Here is a 21,406-nt window from a genome sequence, read left to right as displayed (position 1 = left end):
CCCGGCGCAAACTCACAAGATGTGCGGAGAGCGGTAGCTTGCCGGCGTGGCGGTGCCCGGCGCCTGCAAAGCTGGTCGGCGTGACGACATGGTGGCTGCAAAGTTTTCCTTTTGATGATTGCGCAATCATCAGATGTTTCTATCTGTCCGCCGCTGGTTTTGGAAACGTGCCGTTCCGTTTGGCCTCCGCCATTGACAGTCTTGTCTCAGCTTCCGTAGGTACCCCGAGTCCGGGATGCGGGCAGTGGAGCGGTCGGGATCTAAGATGAGCCACATTTCAGAGCAGCCTGTTGAACGTGTCACGATTCCAGTTCTGCAGCGGTGCAAGGAGGAGGGGCGCCGTATTGTAATGACCACGGCTTACGACGCGGTCACCGCGCGCATCGCCGATTCCACTGTCGATGTCATCCTGATCGGAGACAGTGTTGGCAATGTCTGCCTCGGATTCGACAACACGCTGCCGGTTAGTATGGCCATGATGAACCATCATCTGGATGCCGTTGCGCGCACAAGAGGTCGTGCCTTGCTCGTTGCCGATATGCCATTTCTCAGCTTTCATCTCGGCATTGAGGAGACGATACGCAACGCCGGGGGCTTTCTGCAGCGTGGCGCGGCAGCGGTTAAGCTCGAGGGGGGCGCGAAGCGCGTCGAAATGGTCCGCGCTCTGGTCGATTGCGAAATTCCCGTGATGGGTCATCTCGGTCTCACTCCGCAGAGTGTCAATGTCATGGGGGGATTCAAAGTGCAGGGCCGGAAAGCCGATGACGCTCTGCGCCTGCTCGATGACGCCCACCGTCTGCAGGAGGCTGGATGCTTCGCTCTGGTCCTGGAGGGCGTTCCGGCGGAGCTCGCCGCGCGCGCGACCGAATTCCTGACGATACCGACCATTGGAATTGGCGCGGGTCCCAATTGCTCGGGCCAGGTGCTCGTATTCCATGATGTGCTGGGATTGACTGAAGGTCATCGGCCGAAATTCGTTCGCGCCTATGCAGATGGTTTTCAGCTGCTGCAGGAGGCGCTGTCGCGCTGGGCCGCAGATGTCCGCAGCGGCGCATTCCCGGGACCGAAGGAGTCCTATCTGCTTCCAGAGGGCCTTGCAGAGACGATCGCAACCTGGGCCCCCAGCTAACCTGATGTACAGCCAACAAATGCAGACAATCACGACAGTCGCCGAACTTCGTCGCGCTCTTTCAAACGCCCGCAGGACCGGTCAACGCGTCGGATTCGTGCCGACCATGGGCTATTTGCACGAAGGTCACTTGGCGCTGGTCGAAGCCAGCCGGGCGCAATCTGACCTCACCGTCCTCAGTATCTTCGTGAACCCCACTCAGTTCGGGCCAAACGAGGATCTCAGCACCTATCCGCGCGACTTCACGCGCGATGAGAAACTGTGCCGCGATGCGGATGTTGCCATCGTCTTTGCGCCGGATGCCAGCGAAGTCTATCCGGCACAATTTGAGACCTCCGTCGAGCCGGGGGACCTGGCAAAGCCGCTGTGCGGAGCGTTCAGGCCCGGGCACTTTCGCGGTGTCGCGACGGTCGTCTGCAAACTGTTCAACGTGGTGCAGCCGGATATCGCGTTCTTCGGACAGAAGGATTTTCAGCAATGCGCGGTCGTGCGTCACATGGTACGTGATCTCGATCTTCCGATCGAGATCGTGACCGTGCCAACGGTCCGGGAGGCGGATGGGCTCGCGATGAGCAGTCGCAACCGCTATCTCAGCGAGGACGAACGTCGGCGGGCTGGTGCCATCAGCCGTGGACTGTTCGCCGCCGCGGACAAGTTCCGCTCAGGAGAACGCGACGTCGAAAGGCTGCTTGCAATCGCCAAAGGGCATTTGAACGAGGTCGATCGGCTGCAATACCTTGAGCTTGTCGACCATGATACGCTCAAGGCCGCCGAAAGTCCGCTGAGCCACCCGGCGGCCCTGTGTGCCGCAGCCTACGTCGGCTCGACCCGGCTGATCGACAATATGATACTGGCGTTACCGACTTCCTAGCACCAGCTCGAGCGGATTCAGTGCGGTGAAATCCGTCGGCAAAGTTGCGTGAACGCGGAATTTAAGCGCCCTGTCGGCATAAATTGCGTTAATCAATATCAAGATGCTCTTACGATGCAGGGCTAAAGCGTAGCCCTGTTTCACGAGCCGACCGTTGGGCGGGGTGGCAAGAATAACGTGGTCAAATCCGTCTCAGTTTGTTGGCACGGCATAGGAGCAGGACATGGCCAGCCATTTCTATCGACTCCGTATGGGCGCGTACGCTGAGACATTGTTTCGGTGCAACAAGCGCGAGAAGCTGCAAATGGTCTGGCTGCAGTGCAATTTGATGCGGCTCGGGAATGAGGTCATCCGATCCGCGCACTGGTCCATCGCGGCGGACCAGCCGGTTCGGCATGGACACGGCGCGCCCAAAATCGCCAGTAGAGGTGAGACGACGCTCGACGACCTGAAACAAATCGGGCGCGAAGCATTTTCCCAAGCGCCCACCATGTGGCGGCAGGCGTGAAGGATAGCCAGTTTGGTTCTCTGAACATCGCGGTCGGCTGTCCAATGGGCGAAACCGCAACGTCTCCATGTTCTCCGATGCAAAACGATCATGCAGAGATTTGTAACGCGAACGGCTGCGTGCTTCTTGGCTGAAGGAAAGTTGCGCCAATAAACGCGAATTCAGAATTCCGAAATCAATCTAACTTAGCAAGCCACTCATCGGCGAGCAGAGCAGGCCAGCTCCCGTTCTGCTCGATACTGATCACGCCCGTGGGACCCGCGACAACCAGCGCGCACCAGGGGCTTAAAACTCATCACGGGGTACAATGACCGGAGTAGCGAGTAGACTTATCGGGCACTTGCGGAGTTGCCGGGCCTTCCGCATTGGGTTGCGCGGCCAAATGGCACTGCTCGGGATTTCGGGAGTTGTTGTCACAGGTGTGCTCTGCGCCGCCGCCCTGAACTACGCGAGCCTGGTCCAGAGGGATGCGAATGACAGCAGCAGGTTCAAAGATCATGTCGCATCCTTGTCACAAAGCTTCCTGGAGTCACGACAAGTCACGAGCGACTTCCTGCGCAAGCCGAGCGAAATGGCAATCGCGAAGCATGCGAAGAGTCATGAGGAGCAGCTCGCAGACCTGAGCCGGGTCGAGGCATTTGTGTCGGCCCTGCCCGACGACGACCCACGCAAGGAAGCGACCGCGTTGCGGTCCGTGATCAATCTCTATGCGACCCGCTTTCGAAACGTGGTGTCGGCGCAACGCAATCTCGGCTTCAACGAAGACGATGGATTTCAGGGCAAGCTGCGTAAGGCCGTGCATGCCAACGAGCAACGTCTAGCCGACCTGAACCAGCCACGCCTGACGATCTTGATGCTGACGATGCGCCAGCACGAGAAAGACTTCATGCTTCGTGGCGAAGACAAGGATGGCGATCAACTGGCTGACCGGGAAGCGGAATTCGAAACCGCGCTTGCTCAGGCGAGCCTACCTGCGGAAACGAGATCCCAGCTCCTCGAACTGATCCGCGCATATAAGTCGAGCTTTGTGTCGTTCATGGTGACGCAGCAGGCGCTGAGCGATCAGGCCGAGGATCTCGGGCAAATCTACGACCGCATCAGGCCGGCGCTGGCAAAGATCATGGCCGCTGCTGACATGCACTCGCGGGCTGCGGAAATGCAAGCTGAACAAATTCAGCGGAAGTTGATCTGGCTGATCGGGTTGGCAACGTTGCTCGTTGGCCTGCTTGCGTTGCTGTTCGGACGGCGCGTTGCAAAGACAGTCGCTTGGATGACGGCGGCCATGCGCCAGCTCGGCGAGGGCCGGTTCGACGTCGTTCTGCCAGGCCTTGGCCGTAACGATGAACTTGGCGAGATGGCCGCAGCGGTCGAACTGTTCAAGCTGAAAGCGCGCGAGAAAGCGCAAGCCGAAATCGATGCAAAGGCCGAACAGGATCGTACCGCCGCCGAGCAGCGGCAGGCCGATATCGCTCGGCTCGCCGGCGAATTCGAAACCGCAGTGGGCAAGGTTATCGATACGGTCTCCTCTGCCTCCTCAGACCTTGAAGCCTCCGCCCGGAGCCTTACCTGCACCGCCGATCACGGCCGGCAACTCTCGGTCGAAGTCGCCAGCTCATCGGAGCAAGCGTCTGCCAATGTTCAGCTCGTCGCGACAGCGACGGGAGAAATGGCAGCAACGATCGCCAACATTGGCCGGCAGGTCGAAGAGGCCGCCGATATCGCGCGCGAAGCGGTTCGCAGGGCCGAACTCAGCGATCAGCGCATGGCCGGTTTGGCGGCTGCGGCGGACCGGATCGGCAGCGTGGTCCAGCTGATCGCCGCGATTGCGCGGCAGACCAATTTGCTCGCGCTGAACGCGACAATTGAAGCTGTGCGCGCCGGCGATCTCGGCAAAGGTTTCGCCGTTGTCGCTGACGAAGTGAAGTCTCTCGCAACGCAAACGGCGCATGCGACCGCCGAGATCAGCGAGCACATTCATGGCATTCAGACGGCAACGACTGACTCGGTCGGCGCAATTGCCGATATCAGCGTCATTGTTGGTCGCATTTCGGAAATCGCCGTGACCGTGGTCAACTCCATCGCGGAGCAGGGAGCAACGAGCAAGAATATCGCGTCCAATTTGCAGGAAGCGGCGGCCAGAACCAGCCAGGTGGCGGCGAGCGCCATTGAAGTGACAAACGGCGCAAAGGAGACAGGAGGGGCTTCGATGCAGGTGCTGAGGTCTGCCGAACTTCTGTCAGGGGAAAGCGGTCGGCTGAGGCGCGAGCTCGGCAGCTTCCTCGGGAGGGTCCAAGCGGCTTAAGCTGGTATCTCAACGTCACGAGCCGCCGGAGCCGGAACATCGATGCGTTTTCGAAGACTACTCCAGCTGCTTTAAGGCAATGGAGCGGACGAAAGCGGCTTCACGTGCATGACCCAAGCCGTCGCACCTCCTATCCTTCGAGTACCCGCCTGCACAGGGGATGACCCGTAGCTCCTCTCATCTTGGTGCATGTTTCATGTTTGATCGCTCCTGCTCCAGAGCTTCCATGCCATTTCGATGCAGCCAAAGAAGCGCCCTAGCGAGCTGACGAAGATCGTTTCGGCTCGCACCAGCGGGCAGTCGCCGTGCGCGACGAAGAGCATCCGCAGCTTGCTTCTCCAAAAGCGATAATTCCCGCTCTGTCATCGTCCCTTGACCGATCTACGCTCACTCATACCGCACGTTTGCTGAGTTGACCCAACGGCACTCGTGCGCGGACTCGGACAGCAGTCGCAGATCTCAAGCATGCCGACAGCGCAATATGCGCCCGCGCCATTTTGCTGGCTAGGGCCCGTTGACGAGTGGCATGGGCGCGGTCGGTCCCGGCACGAAACCATCCTAGTGACGGCCATGGACCGCCAGCGCAATTGCACAGGTCACAAGGAGAATGATGAGTCCACGCATGGCAAAAAGCGTACTCCGGTAGCAGTATCGGATTTATGAAACATCTCGCACGCCGGAGTGTTTGAGAAGCGGCATGCAAACCCCGTGACCTCTAAATCACACGAGCACGTCGGGCCGCAGAGTCAGACCGGCTTAAGCTCGCCCTTGTAGATCCTCAACGCCCACTTCGTTGCAAAACCGCGCGTGGTCACCTCGGCGCGCTGGAAAAAATCATGTCTTGCTGACAACAGCAGGAATAGTGCACATGATTCGAATAATCATTTATGCGTTCGCCGGTCGAACCGAAGGCATCATGGGGCTCACGTTCTTCGCCGCAACTGAAAGCGATGTATGGCAAATCACGACGTCGTCTCGGGTGGTCTCCTGGCACTGACCGCTGGCGGAATTACGCTGCTCTGCTCGAGCCTGCTTGCGTTGACCTTGATCTGAAGCCAGTGCGCTGGTTTGGTCGTGCCGAGCGCGTGCGGCTTCATGATCGAGAGTCTCTCAATCCGAAGCTGCCGGTGAACCCGGCCGGTCAGATACCAATGACTATGGTTGGAACGGGACAACAAGTTCGTTGGATGTATACGGCTGAGAGAAAATGATTAAATCGATGTTTGCAGCCTGTTTGTTGACGTGGTCCGTTGGTGCGATGCCAGCGCAATACCTCGGACGGGTCCTAACCCAAACAACCACGGTGTCTCAGGTACAGCCGCAGCAATCGCACTCCCGCGCGAATCACTGTCAAATTGCAACCGAGTCGGGGGCGCCCCGTGAAGAGCCACCCCCGATCCTGCCAAAATTCAGCTAGGGACTGACGGCAGGCGTTGGTCGGTAACAAGCAGGACAATAACTCCTGACTCGACCATGTCGTCAAGTCGGACCCATTTTTGAAAGGAGCCAGAATGGCCAACCGCGTACGCATTCGTTGCATCAACAAAACTGACAGAATGAATCCGCATGAGCGGATCAAAAATGTCGGTGGCCAGAACGCTGACGGCGGTCGGTGGAAGCAATCGGTCGATCAGACCGTTCGAGAAATCGAATCCCGTGAATGGGAGTTCTTTGTCACTGAAGGTGGCCGCACCGTTGATGTTATCGTCGCCACACACAACGGGAATAAGTACATCAAGACAACTGCTGACGGTATTCAACCCGACAATCTTCTTTCGCTCCCTGAATGCCCGTGATCTAAGCTAGGGGCGAAGCGAATCCGTTCGGCTCCTGATCCCAAAACAAAGCCTGCTGGGCCGCATAAAGCTCCGCGCGTTGGGATGGTTAAAACCGTCCCGCATGACGGCGTCGATGCGGTCCAGTTCTCGCTGGATGAAGCTCATATCGTATTCTTTTTTCGATTTGTAGCTTTGGCCTTCTTCACCTTCGGCTTTTCCTTAAGGCACCGCGACGTTTTCAGTGCGCCACACAGCGCAGCTTCGAAACCCTCTTGGGCGTCTTTCTGGTCGAATTGGTCGTCAGTTGTGTGTCTTTGCCATGAAGCCGGTCGCTCAACGGCGCATCGACAAAAACACCCTCGGCGCCGTTTTTTCGCGTTCCCTATTTCGTCTCGACGCCTGCGGCGCTCGATCTTCTGCAGTCACGTGGCATCCTCCTCTTTGGCGCCGATCTTTGGGCGGCCGACTGGGAAACATGACCCCGGAGCAGGAATCGAAGAAGGTGATCGAGCAACCCGAGATCACCCAAAGGGAATCATTCTGCTGCATGATCCGCGGGCGCGGAGGACGGCAGCTATGATGCCCGCGTTCCTGCGCTACCTGCACGATCAGGGCTATCGGATCGTACACTTGGTACCGGCTGCTGCCCCCCTCCAGAAGCACGCCGACGGAGCTCCTCATTGAGGGCGCGCGACCGGATTTGAGTTCCGCTTCGGGCCCTCAGATTCATTAGAGTGCGGCTTGCGTCCGCATGCAAAAAGGCGATCTCTTGCATCAGGCGCCATCGAGATCGCCGCCGCCCCGCGATCAACGCCAGTCGTACAGGCCAGACGCCGTCCTCAATGAGGACACTCGCAAGTCAAATTGGGACAGAGCCATTTGCCTAGCTGAGCATCTTCCGACGCTCTGACGCAACGACCAGAAAACAGGGGGCCGAGCTTTCCTCGGGGAGTGCTTCAGGCAATGAGCCCCTCAGGAAATAACAACGCCGCTCGCTTGAAATGAGTGCGAGCGGCGTCGCTCCAGCCCCGGGAGGATGATGCAAAGTCCCGGTAGACGCTAGACTAGCACGAGTTGTGCCAACATACATGTTCCGAGGCGGGACACGCGGCGGCACATGATAACGCAATCATTATCCGCGCCCAGAGTCCGCGCCCTGCGCCGAGTTTTCCTCGCGTGACAGGGAAGGTTTTGGAGCAGCATGGGGCCTGATGCGGAAGTGCTATCGTTGCCTCAGTGCACTGGTGAGGCGGGGGGCCTGATAGCGCAGGCTGCGCTGACCAGGCGCCGTCAGGACTGTCGTCAGAGCGCGCCGCCAGGCCAGGCTCTGGAAATGGACAGCTGCAATATCGCCGCGGCGAAAGTCGATCTGCAGGGCCTCGGTCGCGATCGGCGGTCCGGACAACTCGAGGAGCGGTCGCCCGAGCGCCGATAGACGAGCCGTTCTTGACGCCTGCTTGCCGCCGCGCCGTGACAGGCGCCCCGGTCGAAGCGCAGGCGAAACAAAGGTCCGGCGTCCCTGCGCGTCTCGATGAAGCCTTCCGCCAGGAGCTACTCGTATGCTGCGGTAATCGTGATTCGAGAGGCTCCAAACGCGGCCGCGACGCCGCGGGTCGAAGGAAGCTGGTGGCGCGGTCTGTCGACGCCATCATCGATCTGCGCCTTCAGTGCTTCATAGCCCCATTCGGCTTATGACAGCGCTTTCCTGTCTCTGATTGGCCCACCAATATCGCTCCAAACTGGCCCTTCAAAGTGGCCTGCGTATCGCCTAGATGATCAGGCACCAAGATCCGATCGAGGTGTTCGGATGCGGGGGAGTTCTAGCAATGTATATACCGCCAGCCTTTCGCGTCGAGGACATCGCAGAGATTCACCGGACCATGCGCGAGGCCCGCTCGGCAACCCTTGTCACTGCAACTGAAGAGGGGCTGATCGGCACGCCGGTCCCGATGCTTCTCGACGAGACGGACGGTGCGAATGGCACGCTTTACGCGCACGTGGCAAGATCCAATCCACAGTGGAAGCTGCAGCCTTCCTGCGAGGCGATGGCCATCTTTGCGGGGCCTGAAGCCTATGTCACCCCGTCCTGGTACGTGACGAAGCAGGAGACGCACAAGGTCGTGCCAACGTGGAACTACGTTGCGGTACATGCCTACGGCCCGGTCGAGTTTTTCGACGATGCGGACCGGTTACTCGACGTCGTGAGACGACTGACGGATCTGCACGAGCAATCGCAAAAGGACCGCTGGGCTGTCGCGGACGCTCCGGCTGACTTCATCCAAACGCAGCTCAAATCGATCGTCGGCCTGCGCATGCCGATCACAAGGTGCGACGCCAAACGGAAGGTGAGCCAGAACCGCAGCGCAGCGGATCGCACCGGCATCATCGATGGATTGTCGAGGAGCGATCGCCCTGAAGATCATATCGTAGCCGCTCTGATACCGAGAGGATGACGCTGGACGGTGCCGGGATGGGGTGAATGATGGTCGAGTTTCAGGTGTTCCTGCTGTTCTTGGGAGCTGCGCTCCTGGCGGCGATCACACCAGGAGCCGGGATGTTCTACGTTGCGGCACGACCGTTTGCAGACGGCCGTCCGCCTGGTCTGGCATCGGCTTGGGCACCCGTGTTGGCAGTTTGTGCATGTTATTCGCCGGGGCGGTCGGGATCTTTGCGCTCGTCATGGCGAGTGCGGAAGCCTTCACTCTGCTCAAGCGAGCCGGAGCCGTCTATCCGATCTGGCTTGGGTCAAGACATGGACGAAAGGCAAGATCGTCGATCCGGTCGGGGTGGAGATAGTCGGTGTGGGACGGGCATTTTGGCGAGGCATTATTGTCGAGGTGCTGAACCCGAAGACGGATGCAATTTTCTAGTCTTCACCCCGCATTTATTGACCCAGCCGCCGATGTCGCCCGGCACTTCGTCATCCTTGGGACAGTTTCCGTTGCGCTCAACACAGCCGCCCATGTGATCGCGACCCATTGGGCCGCCACAGCATGAGCTGGCCTGGCCAAGCGGCCGTCTGCCGTCCTCAAAATGCGACAGCTATCTGGTGCAGCGATGTGCACGTCGCGATCTTCACTTCGAGCTTCACTTCTAGTTGCGCGGCCGGCCGGTTGATCATCCTGAGGGCCACTCTGTCAATTGCGGCCTGTCTTCCGATGTTGCAGCACAATGTTTCGGCTGACTCAGGAAAGACGACGGCATTTATGAAGACCACGGCGCGCATAAGTCGTTCGCCTCGGGTCGCGCTAGTCTGACGACAGTGGATGTGCGGCATGTGGGTGATCGGTGCGCTTCCTCGCCGTAAGGGCCGGTCGCCAACCTTCACATCCCGAACAGCTCGGACATGAGTCCTGAATCAGCTGGACGGCGAGCCGGGTCAGACTTTTTGGATTTGTTTCGCCGCCCGCGGCAAGATTTAAAATCTTCTCGGCAAGGCATGCTTTTAAGGAAGACGTCCGCGCAGGTTCCGGCACCATTTGGACAGCATCGTCCAGGACGCGTCGCAACACGGCACGCAAGTGAGTTTCTGAATTCGCAGCTGTCATGAGGCTCATCCAACGGATCAAATCTGTGCGCGTTGGCTTCGGCTCTCACCCAGTGTTCCTGAGAAGATCCGGCGAAGCCCACCGTTCGATAAATCCCGTGTCGTCTAGTGATTGGTGCAATCGGCTTGCTTGCCGTCACGCCCGACACATACAGGAAACATGTTTAGCGGAGGTGACACTGAAGTTTGGAATGCGATTTCTTTGGTGGGTTCGCGTTGTCCAGAACGAAGTCGAGAGGAGTTGTGTAACGACCGACCGAGTCCCCGTAGATCGTGGGGCCTGCAGCTCCGTTCAAGAGCGCGTGGTAGAGGTGATCAATGAACCTTTCTGCGGCGACATTGTTCCGCGTAAATTACCCCGAACCGGCGGAGTAACGCCGAATGCAAGCAGCTTGTTTGGGTAGGAGCGACATCACGCGGACGCTCAATTCGGCAGCAGAGTCGTTTTCCAAGAACTGCTCAGAACCTTGTCGCACTTCAGCAGCAAAGGCCAGGGCGTACCTATCCCACGCGGCGCGATGTGGCGAGCCGGGCCCGCAAGCCGCGCATTTGATCCACAACGCCGTCTGAACCGGAGACACGAGCATGTGTGGGTAACTGCCGGAGACGAGCTCTACCACAACAGCCAAGGCGCCCTTTACAAGAGCGACCGTAGTCAGCTGTTGGTCAATGCCCCGACTGACGCAGGAAGGCATGACGTTACCAGAGAAGCCAGAGCGAGCGCGCCGCGTCCGACCGCGCCTTTCATGCTGGAGAATGTCGGGCCAGCCTAGAGCGATCCAGGCTCGCTAGCGATGTAAAGCCCGCAAAGCTCGACGTCGGCGGATGGTGCAGGAGTTTGGCATTATGTGACGGCGTGGTGTTTGGTCCGCAGCCATATTAGGTTGGAGGTGAGAAATGTCAGCCCGTCGGCAACAGCTCTGACAGCCGAGCCGGCTAATTCGCCGTTCGGTTGGTCGGCACGATGATCCCTCGTGTGGCCAGGCAGTTTAGCACCGTATCGGCCAACCGTTCCGGCTGCTGGTTCAGTGTTGTCAAATGGATTTCGGGCGCGCCCGGCGCCTCGTATGGGGCGTCGATGCCGGTGAAATTCTTGATCATGCCTGATTTCGCCTTGGCGTAGAGCCCCTTCGGATCGCGCCGCACGCATTCGCCGATCGGCGTATCGACAAAGACCTCGATGAATTCGCCGTCGCCCACGAGATCGCGCACCATGTCTCGTTCAGCCTTGTAGGGCGAGATGAATGAGCAGATCACGAGCAAGCCACTATCGACCATCAGTTTGGCAACCTCGCCGGCGCGGGGGATGTTTTCAATCCGATCGGATTCGGTGAAGCCGAGATCTCGATTGACACCGTGCCTGAGATTGTCGCCGTCCAAGAGCATGGTGTGATATGACATCGCAAATAACTTCTGGTCGACGACGTTGGCGATGGTCGACTTGCCCGCGCCGGGAAGCCCGGTAAACCAGATGATGCAGGGTCTTTGGTGCTTGAGAGCGGCGCGCTCCTTCTTCCCGAGTGAGAGCGGCTGGCAGGCCTTTGCGGCACGCCGCAAGGGAAACGCAATCATGCCGGCGCCGACGGTCCTGTTGGTGTCGCGATCGATCACGATGAAGGAGCCGGTACGCCGGTTCGCTTCATAGGCGTCGAAGGTTGCCGGCAGTACGGTTGCAATCTTGCAGAAGCCGATTTCATTGAGGCGCAAAGTTCGGGCCGCCACATGCGCGCCCGTGTTGACGTCGATCCTGTATTTCATCGCGGTGATGCTGCCGGACGCAATTGATTGCGTGCCGATCCGGAAGGCGTAGGACCGGCCTGGGACCATGTCCTCCTGGTCCATCCAGATCACGTGGGCGGCAAACTGATCAGCGACCTCCGGTCGTTCCGTCGGTTTGGCGATGACATCTCCGCGGCCGATGTCGATCTCGTCGGTCAGCGTAATGGTCACCGCATCGCCGGCTTCGGCGCGCACAAGCTCGCCATCGTACGTCACGATCTGCTTGACGCGCGAATTGCGTCCCGATGCCGGAACGACGATTTCGTCGCCAACCGCAATGCTGCCAGAGACCACGGTTCCAGCGCAGCCGCGAAAATCCAAATGCGGCCGGCTCACCCATTGTACCGGGAAACGGAACGGCAAGCCAGCCGTCTCGGACTGGATGTCGATGCTTTCGAGATAGTCCAATAGGCAAGGGCCGTGAAACCAGTCGGTATTGCGGGACCGGTTGATGATGTTGTCGCCGTATCGCGCGGAGATCGGGACAGCCGCGATCGACGTAAAGCCAAGGTTCGAAGCGAACCTGACATAGTCGGCCACGATGCGATCAAAAACCTCCTTGCGGTAATCGACCAGATCCATCTTGTTCAGGGCCACGACCACGTGCCGGATGCCCAAGAGCGCGCAAATGTAGGAGTGGCGCTTTGTCTGCACCAGGACGCCTTTGCGCGCATCGATGAGAATGACCGCGAGCTGGGCGTTGGAAGCGCCGGTCGCCATGTTACGCGTATATCGTTCGTGACCGGGTGTATCGGCCACCATGAAGGATCGGCGCAGCGTGGTGAAGAAGCGATAGGCGACATCGATGGTGATGCCCTGTTCGCGTTCAGCCTCAAGTCCATCGACCAGCAGGGCCAAGTCGATAGCATCCCCAGTTGTGCCGTGCTTGACGCTGTCGCGCGCAAGCGCCTGCAGCTGATCCTCGTAGATCCCCCTGCTGTCGTGCAGAAGCCGGCCGATTAGCGTCGACTTTCCATCGTTCACCGACCCGCAGGTGATGAAATACAGCTGATCCTTGCTGCCGGTGAAGGTGAGCTCTCGCAGCGCATCAGTATCCATTCAGAAGTAGCCTTCCCGCTTCTTTTTCTCCATCGAGGCCGCTTCATCGGTATCGATCAGCCGCCCCTGACGCTCGGAACGTGTCGCAACCCGCATTTCCGCAACGATGTCTTTGATGGTGGCGGCGTCAGACTCGATGGCGCCGCTCAGCGGATAGCAACCAAGTGTGCGGAAACGCATCATCTTAAGCTCCGGTGTCTCGTTCGGAGCCAAAGGCAGGCGCTCGTCATCCACCATGATCAGCGCGCCATTGCGATGGACCACCCAGCGCATTTTTGCGAAATAAAGCGGAACTACGGGAATGTTTTCCAGCATGATGTATTCCCAGACATCGAGCTCCGTCCAATTTGAAATGGCAAACACGCGCATTGTCTCGCCTTTGCGGCTGCGGGTGTTGAAGAGATTCCACAGCTCCGGCCTCTGGTTGCGCGGGTCCCAGACATGTCCATGCGAAGGGAAGGAGAAGATGCGCTCCTTCGCCCGGCTCCTTTCCTCGTCGCGCCGGGCGCCACCGAACGCTGCGTCGAAGCCGTAGAGGTCGAGCGCCTGCTTGAGTGCGTCTGTCTTCATCACCTGGGTATGCAGCGTCGATCCGGAATCGATCGGGTTGATGCCGCGCTTGATCCCGTCCCGGTTCACATGAACGATCAGGTCGATGCCGAGACGTTGGGCCGTCTCGTCGCGAAAGCTGATCATCTCGCGAAACTTCCAGGTTGTGTCGACATGCAACAGCGGAAACGGGACCTTCGCCGGATAGAAGGCCTTCTGCGCCAGGTGCAGCATGACGCTCGAATCCTTGCCGCTCGAATAAAGCATTACGGGCTTTCGAAATGCGGCAACGACTTCGCGCATAATCTCAATGGACTCGGCCTCGAGCCGCCGCAGGTGCCGCGGCAGCGTGCGAGTCTGTGGTTTGGTGATCTCTTGTGCGTTCATTTTAACCAACTGCGGGTCCCCGCGCGGCAAGTCGCCGTTTCGATAATCTAGCTTGCCATAGCGCATGGGCCGCTCCCAGGGTCCGTCACGGTGAACAGAAAGCACGCGCGAATATTCGCGCGGGCTTCTCGAAAGTCATCCAGGCCGCGTTCCTTGCGGACGTGCAGCTTTCGTTTCCGTATCCCGCCAGCGCAACGGTTGAGAACGCAGAGAGATGGGAACAGATCGCATCTGGAATGACCACCTCACTCCCGTGCTTGAAGGCCGTTTGTTATGAGATGAGGAGATCAAGATCAACTCCATTTCAAGACCGAGACCCTGGAGCGGTTCTCTCTATTCATTGCCTGGATGTGCGCCATCGACAGAATCGATTTTACCAATTGTGCGGAATGGCAGATAGAAAAGCTCAGTTGGAGAAATAGATCATCAGGCCGGGTTGCCTCGTTTCATGTGAGGGCCGTCTCAGATGCCGATTGTCGGTTCTTGATTGGCTTATCATGCATCTTTGCGGCGGGCGCCATTCGGCAATGGCCTTCATTTTGACGTGTTGAAGGTCTCATGAACGTCGGTGTCGACTTGTCTACGCGCGAGTGTTCGGAAGAATTGTTCGACTCGCGCCATCAATGGAAAGGTCGGAAGCGACAGCGCTTTGTATTCGTAATGGATATCGGCCTGCTCGTCGCCAAAGTTAACGGCGAATGCCCTCGCCGTACATGAACCGCCGGCAGCCCTCCATCTGCCGACGGAAGCTGGTGCGATGTTTTGTAGCATCGCTCCTCCCAGACTGAACTTCGCCCGGCCCCAAAGGGGTCGGGCGCTTTTTACTGTGGCCGGATCCATCCGCATTAGCGGGCCAGGGTTCGCAAGCGAGCTCAACGTCTTTCAGCGCACCCTTGGGACGCTTCTGTCCATTCTGCCTGGGCCTGCCCGTTGATCCGGATTGACTCCGATGGCGCAGGATGTTGTTGGGACCGCTCAAATCGGTCCAGCAGATGATGTCCTGCACAGGCAAAAGCTGATCGTCCGGAAAGATCACCAGACTCACTGGCTCCAGCGTGAGGTATTCCCGACATAAGAGACGTTTCATGTCGGCTCGTGGTGTCAAACGCTCAAAAGTGGGCCGTCGCGGACGGCGGCCATTGGCCGGTTTCGAAATTGTCCGAACCGACTGTCGCGCGGCGGATGATCGTCAGCAACAGACATTGTTGAACAAGAGAGCCAGGCGATTATGCCACGTCAGGATCGGCGCTTTGATCGGGGCTCGTCGTTGAATGTTCGCGCGCGGAAGCATCCTCGTGGGCGGCCCGTCAAAACAGACTATGTCGGAGTGAGCGGTGGTATTCGTCCGCCGTCAATCAAGAGACAAGCGGCCACACGGGTCGCCGCTGGAGTTGAAGAACGAAACTCCTGTCGTCCATCCACGGCGTGGATACATTCGATCATAACAATCGATTTTACCGATTGACCTAAACGCTGGATAGTCAGCGCGCCGGTGAATTTAGAACTGAGACACCGCAGGTCGTCAAGATCGCTTGTCGATTGATCAGGCGGTCGGGCAGCCCTGCGCGATCGGGCCGGCAGGTCTCAATCTCCAAATTCGCGTGCCAGAAGGGTGCATGAGGCAGTCATGACTATGAGTGGGGACGGGTCTACGGAATCGGCCAGTAGAGCGCCTGAAACGAGCGTATCGAGTGAAGGCGCTTTGAGCGCTGACCCTTCGACTAGCCGCGATTCACCCGCACAGGCGCGTCAAGCGTTTTTCGTGGTCCCGGTGAGGACACGTCCGCAGCACAGTCCAGCCGATCCTCACCCTATAGAGCGCATGGCGCAGTTTCATCCCTGCAATTCGAGCGTCCGGCAGCTCAAGCAGAGGATTGGGCTACAAATCGAAGAGATCAGGAGCCTGATTGACGATGGCAAGAACGTACGCCAGGCCACCGAACTGCTGAATGAGCTCACAATCGAGCTGATAGCCACAGCGCTCGCTCTCTGGGCAAAACGCGACGAGCGACCCGGCGGCGAGGTCATAGATAGAGGAGATGGGCCAGTCATACAGGACTACCGCAGCCTATGCGATCCGGAACAGCTGTCGGTCCTGGGACGAATCTATGATCATGCAGTTGCAGCATTGCCGGAAGAGATGCGAACGCATCGTAACCGAAAGCAGATCGCCAAACTCATTCTAGGACGAGCAATCATAGCTGAGTTCGAGCTGGGCTTACTCATCAGGTTTGTCGTCGCTGTCGCCTCCACCGTTTGATCAAGTTTTGCCTCGTCCCATGTGGGTTGGATCGAAGTCGGTTTGATTCTTTAGAAGATGACAAATGTACGAACGCGCAAATGCTGCCGACAGGACACTTGCGTAAGGGAAGTCTTAATCGAGGTTCGATACGACCATTTTCGTTTGATTTAACCGGCAGTTTGAAACATGTGGCACACTCGGATATCAAGTCTCGCCCTCGCATTGTCAGTCCCCGCAGCGACAGTCGCGGCTAATGCAGACGTCCTATCACTTCACTTCTGGGGCGGACTCGTACTTGGCGGATTTATGCTGGTCCTTTCCGTCCTGACGTCGAAGAGAGGGCAGAAGCGATCAGCAGTGACCTTGGACGAAGCGATGGCCATCAAGGCTTTCGAGTCGATCAAGGACGGTATCACCGTCTATGATGCTGACAAATGCGTGCTCGGCAACGACGCTGCAGCTCACATGCTCGGGCTTTCCAGTGGAGAAGAGCTGAAAGGATTGAGTATCGCCTCGCTCTCGCTCGATCCTCAACCGAACGGCAAGACTGTTGCGCAGATGTTCGAGCAGACCAACGAGGCAGTGACCCGGTCAGGCCACGTCGCGATCGAATGGTGGCTTCGGCGCAAAGACCAGTCCTCCATTCCGGTCAGGATAAGTCTTGTTGTGTCGGAATTCAGCGGCCGTCCGGTCGTCGTGTGTGTTTGGCAGGATATAACCGACCTGGTTCGCATGCGAGAAGAGCGGCTAAGTCTTGCGACAAGATTTGATAGCGACGTGTCGCGGGTCGTCGACGTTGTGGTGAGCTCAATGCAGGACATGCAAGCGGCCGCATCGGACATTACAGCTTCAACGGACGATGTCTGTCTTCGCACCGAAGCCATGACCGAAATGGTGAAAAAGACCGAAGGAAACTCGACGGCGGTCTCTTCGGCCGCTCAGGAGTTCTCGGCGTCGATTTCGGAAATCAGCCGGCAAGTTTCGACGGCAGCGAGCATTTCGCAGGTTGCGCGCGACAAGACCGGGCACGCTGAGGCCACATTAGGTGAGCTCGTGGCTTCGGTGACGAAGATCAGCAGCGTCGTCCAAATGATCGAGAGCATAGCCTCGCAAACCAATTTGCTGGCACTCAACGCAACCATCGAGGCAGCACGCGCCGGCGAGGCCGGGCGAGGCTTTGCAGTGGTGGCGGGTGAAGTGAAGAATCTTGCCGCGCAGGCAGCAAAAGCGACGAGCGAGGTTGATGCTCAAATTGTTGCCATTCAACAAAGGACGGAACTTGCGACGGCGGCGATGAGTGACATCGCCGGCATAATCGACAAGTTGCAGGAGATATCGAGCAGCATATCGGCGGCGATAGAGGAGCAGTCGATCGTGACGAACGACATCTCAAGAAGCATTACCAACATCAGTGCTGATATGCGCGACGCGTCTCGCGATATTGACAAACTCAACGATGCTTCGCGAGCCTCTGGCTCATCGGCAGGCCAGGCCGTCGGGAAGATGAAGAATTTGAGCAACAATGTCGCATCGTTGCAGGGGCAGGTCAGCGATTTCTTGATCAAGATCAGGGCGTAATACGGCGCGCTCAATTCAAGTGCAGGTCGAACAACCAACTCACCATGAGATCTGCTGACTGTGACGTCGATTAGCCAGGCGTAACTCAATCAGTCGGATCGATAATGGGTGTTGGTTCAGCATGGCGCGGGTCGTAGGCCAGGTCGGATGCTGTTTCGACAGACTTGCGGTCGAGCGATGCTGTTGCAAGCACGTAAGCTGGCGGCCAGCGAGCGGTACGGATCTTGGTGGTCTCGTTCTGAGGCACGGCCGGTTGGGGAACTTGCTTTGCAGTTTGCGATGACCGGGATGGCGTGCGACCACGCGGCCGTCCGCATCCACGCCAATACGTCGGCGTCGCGCGAATGCCATTCGTCCATACGGATGTCCCTCTCGATCCGAGTTCCGCGGTTGTGCGGCTGCAACGGTCTGGCGAATTCAGTGCCTTCGTCATCCACCAAGGCGGGTCCGAGAAACTGGATGCGGGAAAAAATGCCGCCTCGGCATGGATCGCCTCCCGCGCGGGCACGGCATTCTGGATAAACTAGGCGACCTGCTGCCCTCAGCTTTAGGTTAGGGCTTCTGTTCTCCAGGGACAAAGACGATGCGCAAAGGCAGGTTCCCCGAAAGGCAGCTCATCAAGGTCTTTGAAGGAACACGCTGCCGGTCGGCTACGCCAGTCGATCAACCCGCTTGATCCTTGCTGCGGCAGTAAGTGGACTTCCAGAAGGACCGGAAAGAGGGAAGAAGGATCGGGCAGGCGAGAACGAACGACGCTCCGGGGGTAAAAGGAACTGACCAGCGATTTTCAAGAAACGAGGGAAGTCTTGCTTTCAGGTTCTACCCGTAGCGGGGCGGATGCGCCATTCAATTCAAGAGAGTAGCCGATGCTGCGCGCGGACCTGATCCGTAGCGTCGCGGCGGACCGCCTCAAATGTCCGCGCAAACGATAGATTGCCGCCTCAAGCGCATTGGTCGAGACCTCATTGTCGAACGAATAAATGCTATCCTCCAGTGAGGCGCGCGGCACCGTGCGCCCTGCATGGCTGAGCAGATGCTCAAGAAGGCACAGTTCACGACGCGCGATGCCGAGCGGCCGCCCATCAACCCAGGCTTGCCGGGCAATCGGATCGAATTTCACGTTCCCAAATACGATGAGTGGGGCCGTCATTTGCTTTGATCGCCGTAGAATCGCTCGCATCCGCGCGATGAGTTCAACGGTAGACAGGGGCTTTGACAGGAAATCGTCCGCCCCCCCGTTGAAGCTTGCAATCCGGCGATCGAGATCGTTGAGACCGCTTATCACCATCGCGGGCATCGATTTGCCGCTCCGCCTCAACTGCTTCAACCAGTCCAAGCCGTCTCCATCCGGCAGAGCCAACTCGAGAAGAAGAATATCATAGCCTGCGCAATCAAGAGCTGCCGCCGCTTCGTCCAGAGTGCGGGTCACATCGACGGCGAAACCACAATCCACGAGAGCTCCTTGCACGGCACGCGCAAAGGCGGTTTGATGATCAACCAGTAGCGTTCGCATTCATCTTCTCTCGTCAATTTACGACGGGGTGAATTGAGCCGGTCATCGTCCACGTGAGGCCGCGCGGGTCTTGTAAAGCTCTCCTTTGACGTAAACCGCCCGGCAGCTGGCATTGGCGCAGAGCACCAGTCGTCAACGACCAATTTATCCGATCTATTCATCGGCCTACCGGGAACTGCGGCCGTCAGCTGTGGATCGCATGCGTTCTCGGCAACCCTTGCGGTGATCCTGGCCTCGGCAGGGAGGCTACGAATCAGTGAAGGGACTAAGGGCCGGGACAACACCCTCGCGCATTCGCCCGCCATACGCTCCCGACGAGACAATCTACGCCTTGGCCGAAAACACATGCCGCACCCTGGCGAGTCCCAAAACCGAGTCGCGTACGCTCCCCACGCTGCGGCCTCTGGAGAGGCAGTGAACCCTGGTCGGTCCATCCCGGCAATGCGCCAATTACGCATGCGGTGCGACCACGCGTAGCCTGCATTGACCTCGGACAACGATTACGGTGAAGCCTCGGATGTGGAACTCGAGTTCAGATCGTTCTCCCATCCGCCAGCGGCGAGGCGAAGATGGCGATCCCTGCTCTCCAAGTGACGGCCTTTCTCCTCGGGCAAATCGGGCGGCGATGGTTCTCCCGCCTGGCTGTTCGGCCATCTCGACGACGTGCTGCCGCGAGGCGCGTGAGCAGGTTGCGAACCAACCTTAAGAGCTTGAGACATTCGCAATTCTTGCTAGCTGTCGGGATGTTTTGGCGCGACCGAAGAGTCGCGCGGCCGTGTCGGAAAACCTACAATCTGACGCTACGTACGATTCAAGTCCGTCGCCGGCCCAGGTTCAGCAAGTTCCTGACATTCACAGGACCGTTTAAGCAGCGAGAACAAGACGGTGGCGGGCGCAAGGCGTCGCGCGTCGGCAGAATTGGCCTGGAGCGCTCAGAGTCGCCACTGCGTCGGTTATCACGATAACAGGCCTCGAGGTCGAGGCTGCGCTCCAGCAGGAGCAAATCAAAGAAGCGGTAGAGATGCCTCTTAGGGACGGACCTTCCGGAGGGTCGGAGCGTGCTGCCATTCGAGATCAAGCCCGTGCCGGGAGATCAAGTGGTGCCAGCAAACTCATTGATTGAACTTTGGGGTGTTTGCCCGACGAGCTTCAGGACGATCGGGTCCGCGGCCAGCGCGCGACACAGCTTCATCAAGCTGAAGCGCTACGCCAGCCATTTCCTGGCAAGCAGCGGAAAACGAAAGCGCCCGCCCGAACAGGGCGGGCGCGGTTCGGCATGGGTTGCGGGTCAGTGGAATGTGAAGTCCGATGCGCTCAGGCCCAAGCTGGCCAGGCCGTCCACGCTGTGCACATTGCTCAGGTGGGCGAACTCGTCAACGTGGTTTGCGGAGGTGACGTAGGCCAGATTCGCAGTCATGCTGTTGTACCCAAAGTAGGCGATAATGTCGCCGGGGGCCGCCGAAATAGCAGTGGCTGCGTCAGAGCCGTTGGAGAAACCCCGATCGGTGATCACCACGACATGTTCCCCGTGAGCACCTGAGGCCGGGCCACTGTAGAAGGTGTCCACCTGATTGCCAGACTGCTGGCTGACGTGATTGAGGAAGTTCGCGTTGAGCCCGTCGCTGCCAAAGCCGACCGCGTCGAACGTGAAGGTGTCCTGTGCCGGGTCGAAATCCACGATAGTGGTGTGGTCGGGGGCCGGCCCGTACTGTTGGTCAAATCCCGGGTGCGGGTCGTGGAACTGGAACGCAAAGGTGTCGTTGCCGGTGCCTCCCGTCAGGGAATCCCTGCCGTCACCAGCGAAGAGGACGTCGTCGCCGGCGCCGCCGAAGAGCTTATCATTGCCCTCATTGACGATTCGCGGTTTGTCGGGGCCGTTGTCGCCATAGAGGAAGTCGTTACCCTCGTCGCCGAAGACGTTGTCATTGCCCTGGCCGCCGAAGACTCGGTCATTGCCCTCGCCGGCCGAGATGACGTCGTTTCCGGCACGACCGTCGATCCAGTCATCGCCCTTGGGGTCGATGATGATATCGTTACCGTCGCCGCCAAAGAGACTATTGCTGCCCGGACCGCCAACAATTGGTTTGTCCATCGCGAATACTCCTTGTTAGACAGCCCCCACCATGCCACCTGGCTCGTTCATATTGCTCATCGGCGGATTAGA

Annotated in this window: 14 protein-coding genes and 1 pseudogene; 9 read left to right on the top strand and 6 right to left on the bottom strand. The window is 58.6% G+C overall.

Features of this window, described 5'->3' with window-relative positions:
- The first annotated feature begins 265 nt into the window (after positions 1–265).
- The 6 genes and pseudogenes from panB to JJB99_RS36545 all read left to right on the top strand — a co-directional run.
- Positions 266–1,129 (top strand): 3-methyl-2-oxobutanoate hydroxymethyltransferase, encoded by an 864-nt coding sequence (gene panB, locus JJB99_RS32155; RefSeq protein WP_200496153.1) that lies wholly within the window; start codon positions 266–268, stop codon positions 1,127–1,129.
- Between the two features lie 19 nt (positions 1,130–1,148).
- Positions 1,149–2,000 (top strand): pantoate--beta-alanine ligase, encoded by an 852-nt coding sequence (gene panC / locus JJB99_RS32150; RefSeq protein ID WP_200496152.1) that lies wholly within the window; start codon positions 1,149–1,151, stop codon positions 1,998–2,000.
- Positions 2,001–2,223: 223 nt separating this feature from the next.
- Positions 2,224–2,508 (top strand): hypothetical protein, encoded by a 285-nt coding sequence (locus tag JJB99_RS32145; protein WP_200500464.1) that lies wholly within the window; start codon positions 2,224–2,226, stop codon positions 2,506–2,508.
- A 382-nt stretch (positions 2,509–2,890) separates the two neighbouring features.
- Positions 2,891–4,810, top strand: a complete 1,920-nt coding sequence (locus tag JJB99_RS32140) for a methyl-accepting chemotaxis protein (RefSeq protein WP_200496151.1) — start codon at positions 2,891–2,893, stop codon at positions 4,808–4,810.
- Positions 4,811–6,321: 1,511 nt separating this feature from the next.
- Positions 6,322–6,606, top strand: coding sequence for a DUF3892 domain-containing protein (locus JJB99_RS32135; RefSeq protein WP_200496150.1), 285 nt, complete (start codon positions 6,322–6,324; stop codon positions 6,604–6,606).
- 311 nt (positions 6,607–6,917) lie between these two features.
- Positions 6,918–7,272: pseudogene (locus tag JJB99_RS36545) on the top strand (polysaccharide deacetylase family protein); the annotation flags it as partial.
- A gap of 867 nt (positions 7,273–8,139) precedes the next feature.
- Here the strand turns inward: JJB99_RS36545 and JJB99_RS37055 are convergent.
- Positions 8,140–8,244 (bottom strand): hypothetical protein, encoded by a 105-nt coding sequence (locus JJB99_RS37055; RefSeq protein ID WP_433995801.1) that lies wholly within the window; start codon positions 8,242–8,244, stop codon positions 8,140–8,142.
- A 170-nt stretch (positions 8,245–8,414) separates the two neighbouring features.
- On the opposite strand from JJB99_RS37055, the gene JJB99_RS32125 reads away from it, so the two are divergent.
- On the top strand, positions 8,415–9,041 hold the full coding sequence (locus tag JJB99_RS32125) for an FMN-binding negative transcriptional regulator (protein WP_200500396.1): 627 nt from the start codon (positions 8,415–8,417) through the stop codon (positions 9,039–9,041).
- 2,030 nt (positions 9,042–11,071) lie between these two features.
- Here the strand turns inward: JJB99_RS32125 and cysN are convergent.
- The 3 genes from cysN to JJB99_RS32110 form a co-directional block, all read right to left on the bottom strand.
- Entirely contained in the window at positions 11,072–12,973 is a 1,902-nt protein-coding gene (gene cysN / locus JJB99_RS32120; protein WP_200496149.1) for a sulfate adenylyltransferase subunit CysN, read from the bottom strand.
- Positions 12,974–13,909, bottom strand: coding sequence for a sulfate adenylyltransferase subunit CysD (gene cysD, locus JJB99_RS32115; protein WP_200500395.1), 936 nt, complete (start codon positions 13,907–13,909; stop codon positions 12,974–12,976).
- A gap of 688 nt (positions 13,910–14,597) precedes the next feature.
- Positions 14,598–14,996 (bottom strand): hypothetical protein, encoded by a 399-nt coding sequence (locus tag JJB99_RS32110; protein WP_200496148.1) that lies wholly within the window; start codon positions 14,994–14,996, stop codon positions 14,598–14,600.
- A 735-nt stretch (positions 14,997–15,731) separates the two neighbouring features.
- Between JJB99_RS32110 and JJB99_RS32105 the strand changes: the two genes are divergently transcribed.
- Together JJB99_RS32105 and JJB99_RS32100 are read left to right on the top strand one after the other, a co-directional pair.
- The gene (locus tag JJB99_RS32105) at positions 15,732–16,169 is read left to right on the top strand and encodes a NolY (protein WP_200496147.1); all 438 of its coding nucleotides are present in this window, start codon (positions 15,732–15,734) and stop codon (positions 16,167–16,169) included.
- Between the two features lie 357 nt (positions 16,170–16,526).
- The gene (locus tag JJB99_RS32100) at positions 16,527–17,729 is read left to right on the top strand and encodes a methyl-accepting chemotaxis protein (RefSeq protein WP_200496146.1); all 1,203 of its coding nucleotides are present in this window, start codon (positions 16,527–16,529) and stop codon (positions 17,727–17,729) included.
- Positions 17,730–18,516: 787 nt separating this feature from the next.
- On the opposite strand, the gene JJB99_RS32095 is transcribed toward JJB99_RS32100, so the two are convergent.
- The gene (locus JJB99_RS32095) at positions 18,517–19,242 is read right to left on the bottom strand and encodes a response regulator (RefSeq protein ID WP_200496145.1); all 726 of its coding nucleotides are present in this window, start codon (positions 19,240–19,242) and stop codon (positions 18,517–18,519) included.
- Between the two features lie 1,288 nt (positions 19,243–20,530).
- A complete protein-coding gene (locus tag JJB99_RS32090) occupies positions 20,531–21,334 on the bottom strand; it encodes a calcium-binding protein (protein ID WP_200496144.1) in 804 nt (267 codons plus the stop codon).
- Positions 21,335–21,406 lie beyond the last annotated feature (72 nt).

Origin of the sequence: Bradyrhizobium diazoefficiens (assembly GCF_016616235.1) — a bacterium.
GTDB lineage: Bacteria > Pseudomonadota > Alphaproteobacteria > Rhizobiales > Xanthobacteraceae > Bradyrhizobium > Bradyrhizobium diazoefficiens_H.
The sequence above is the reverse complement of the archived record's forward strand: the minus strand, read 5'-3'. Positions and strand labels throughout refer to the sequence as shown.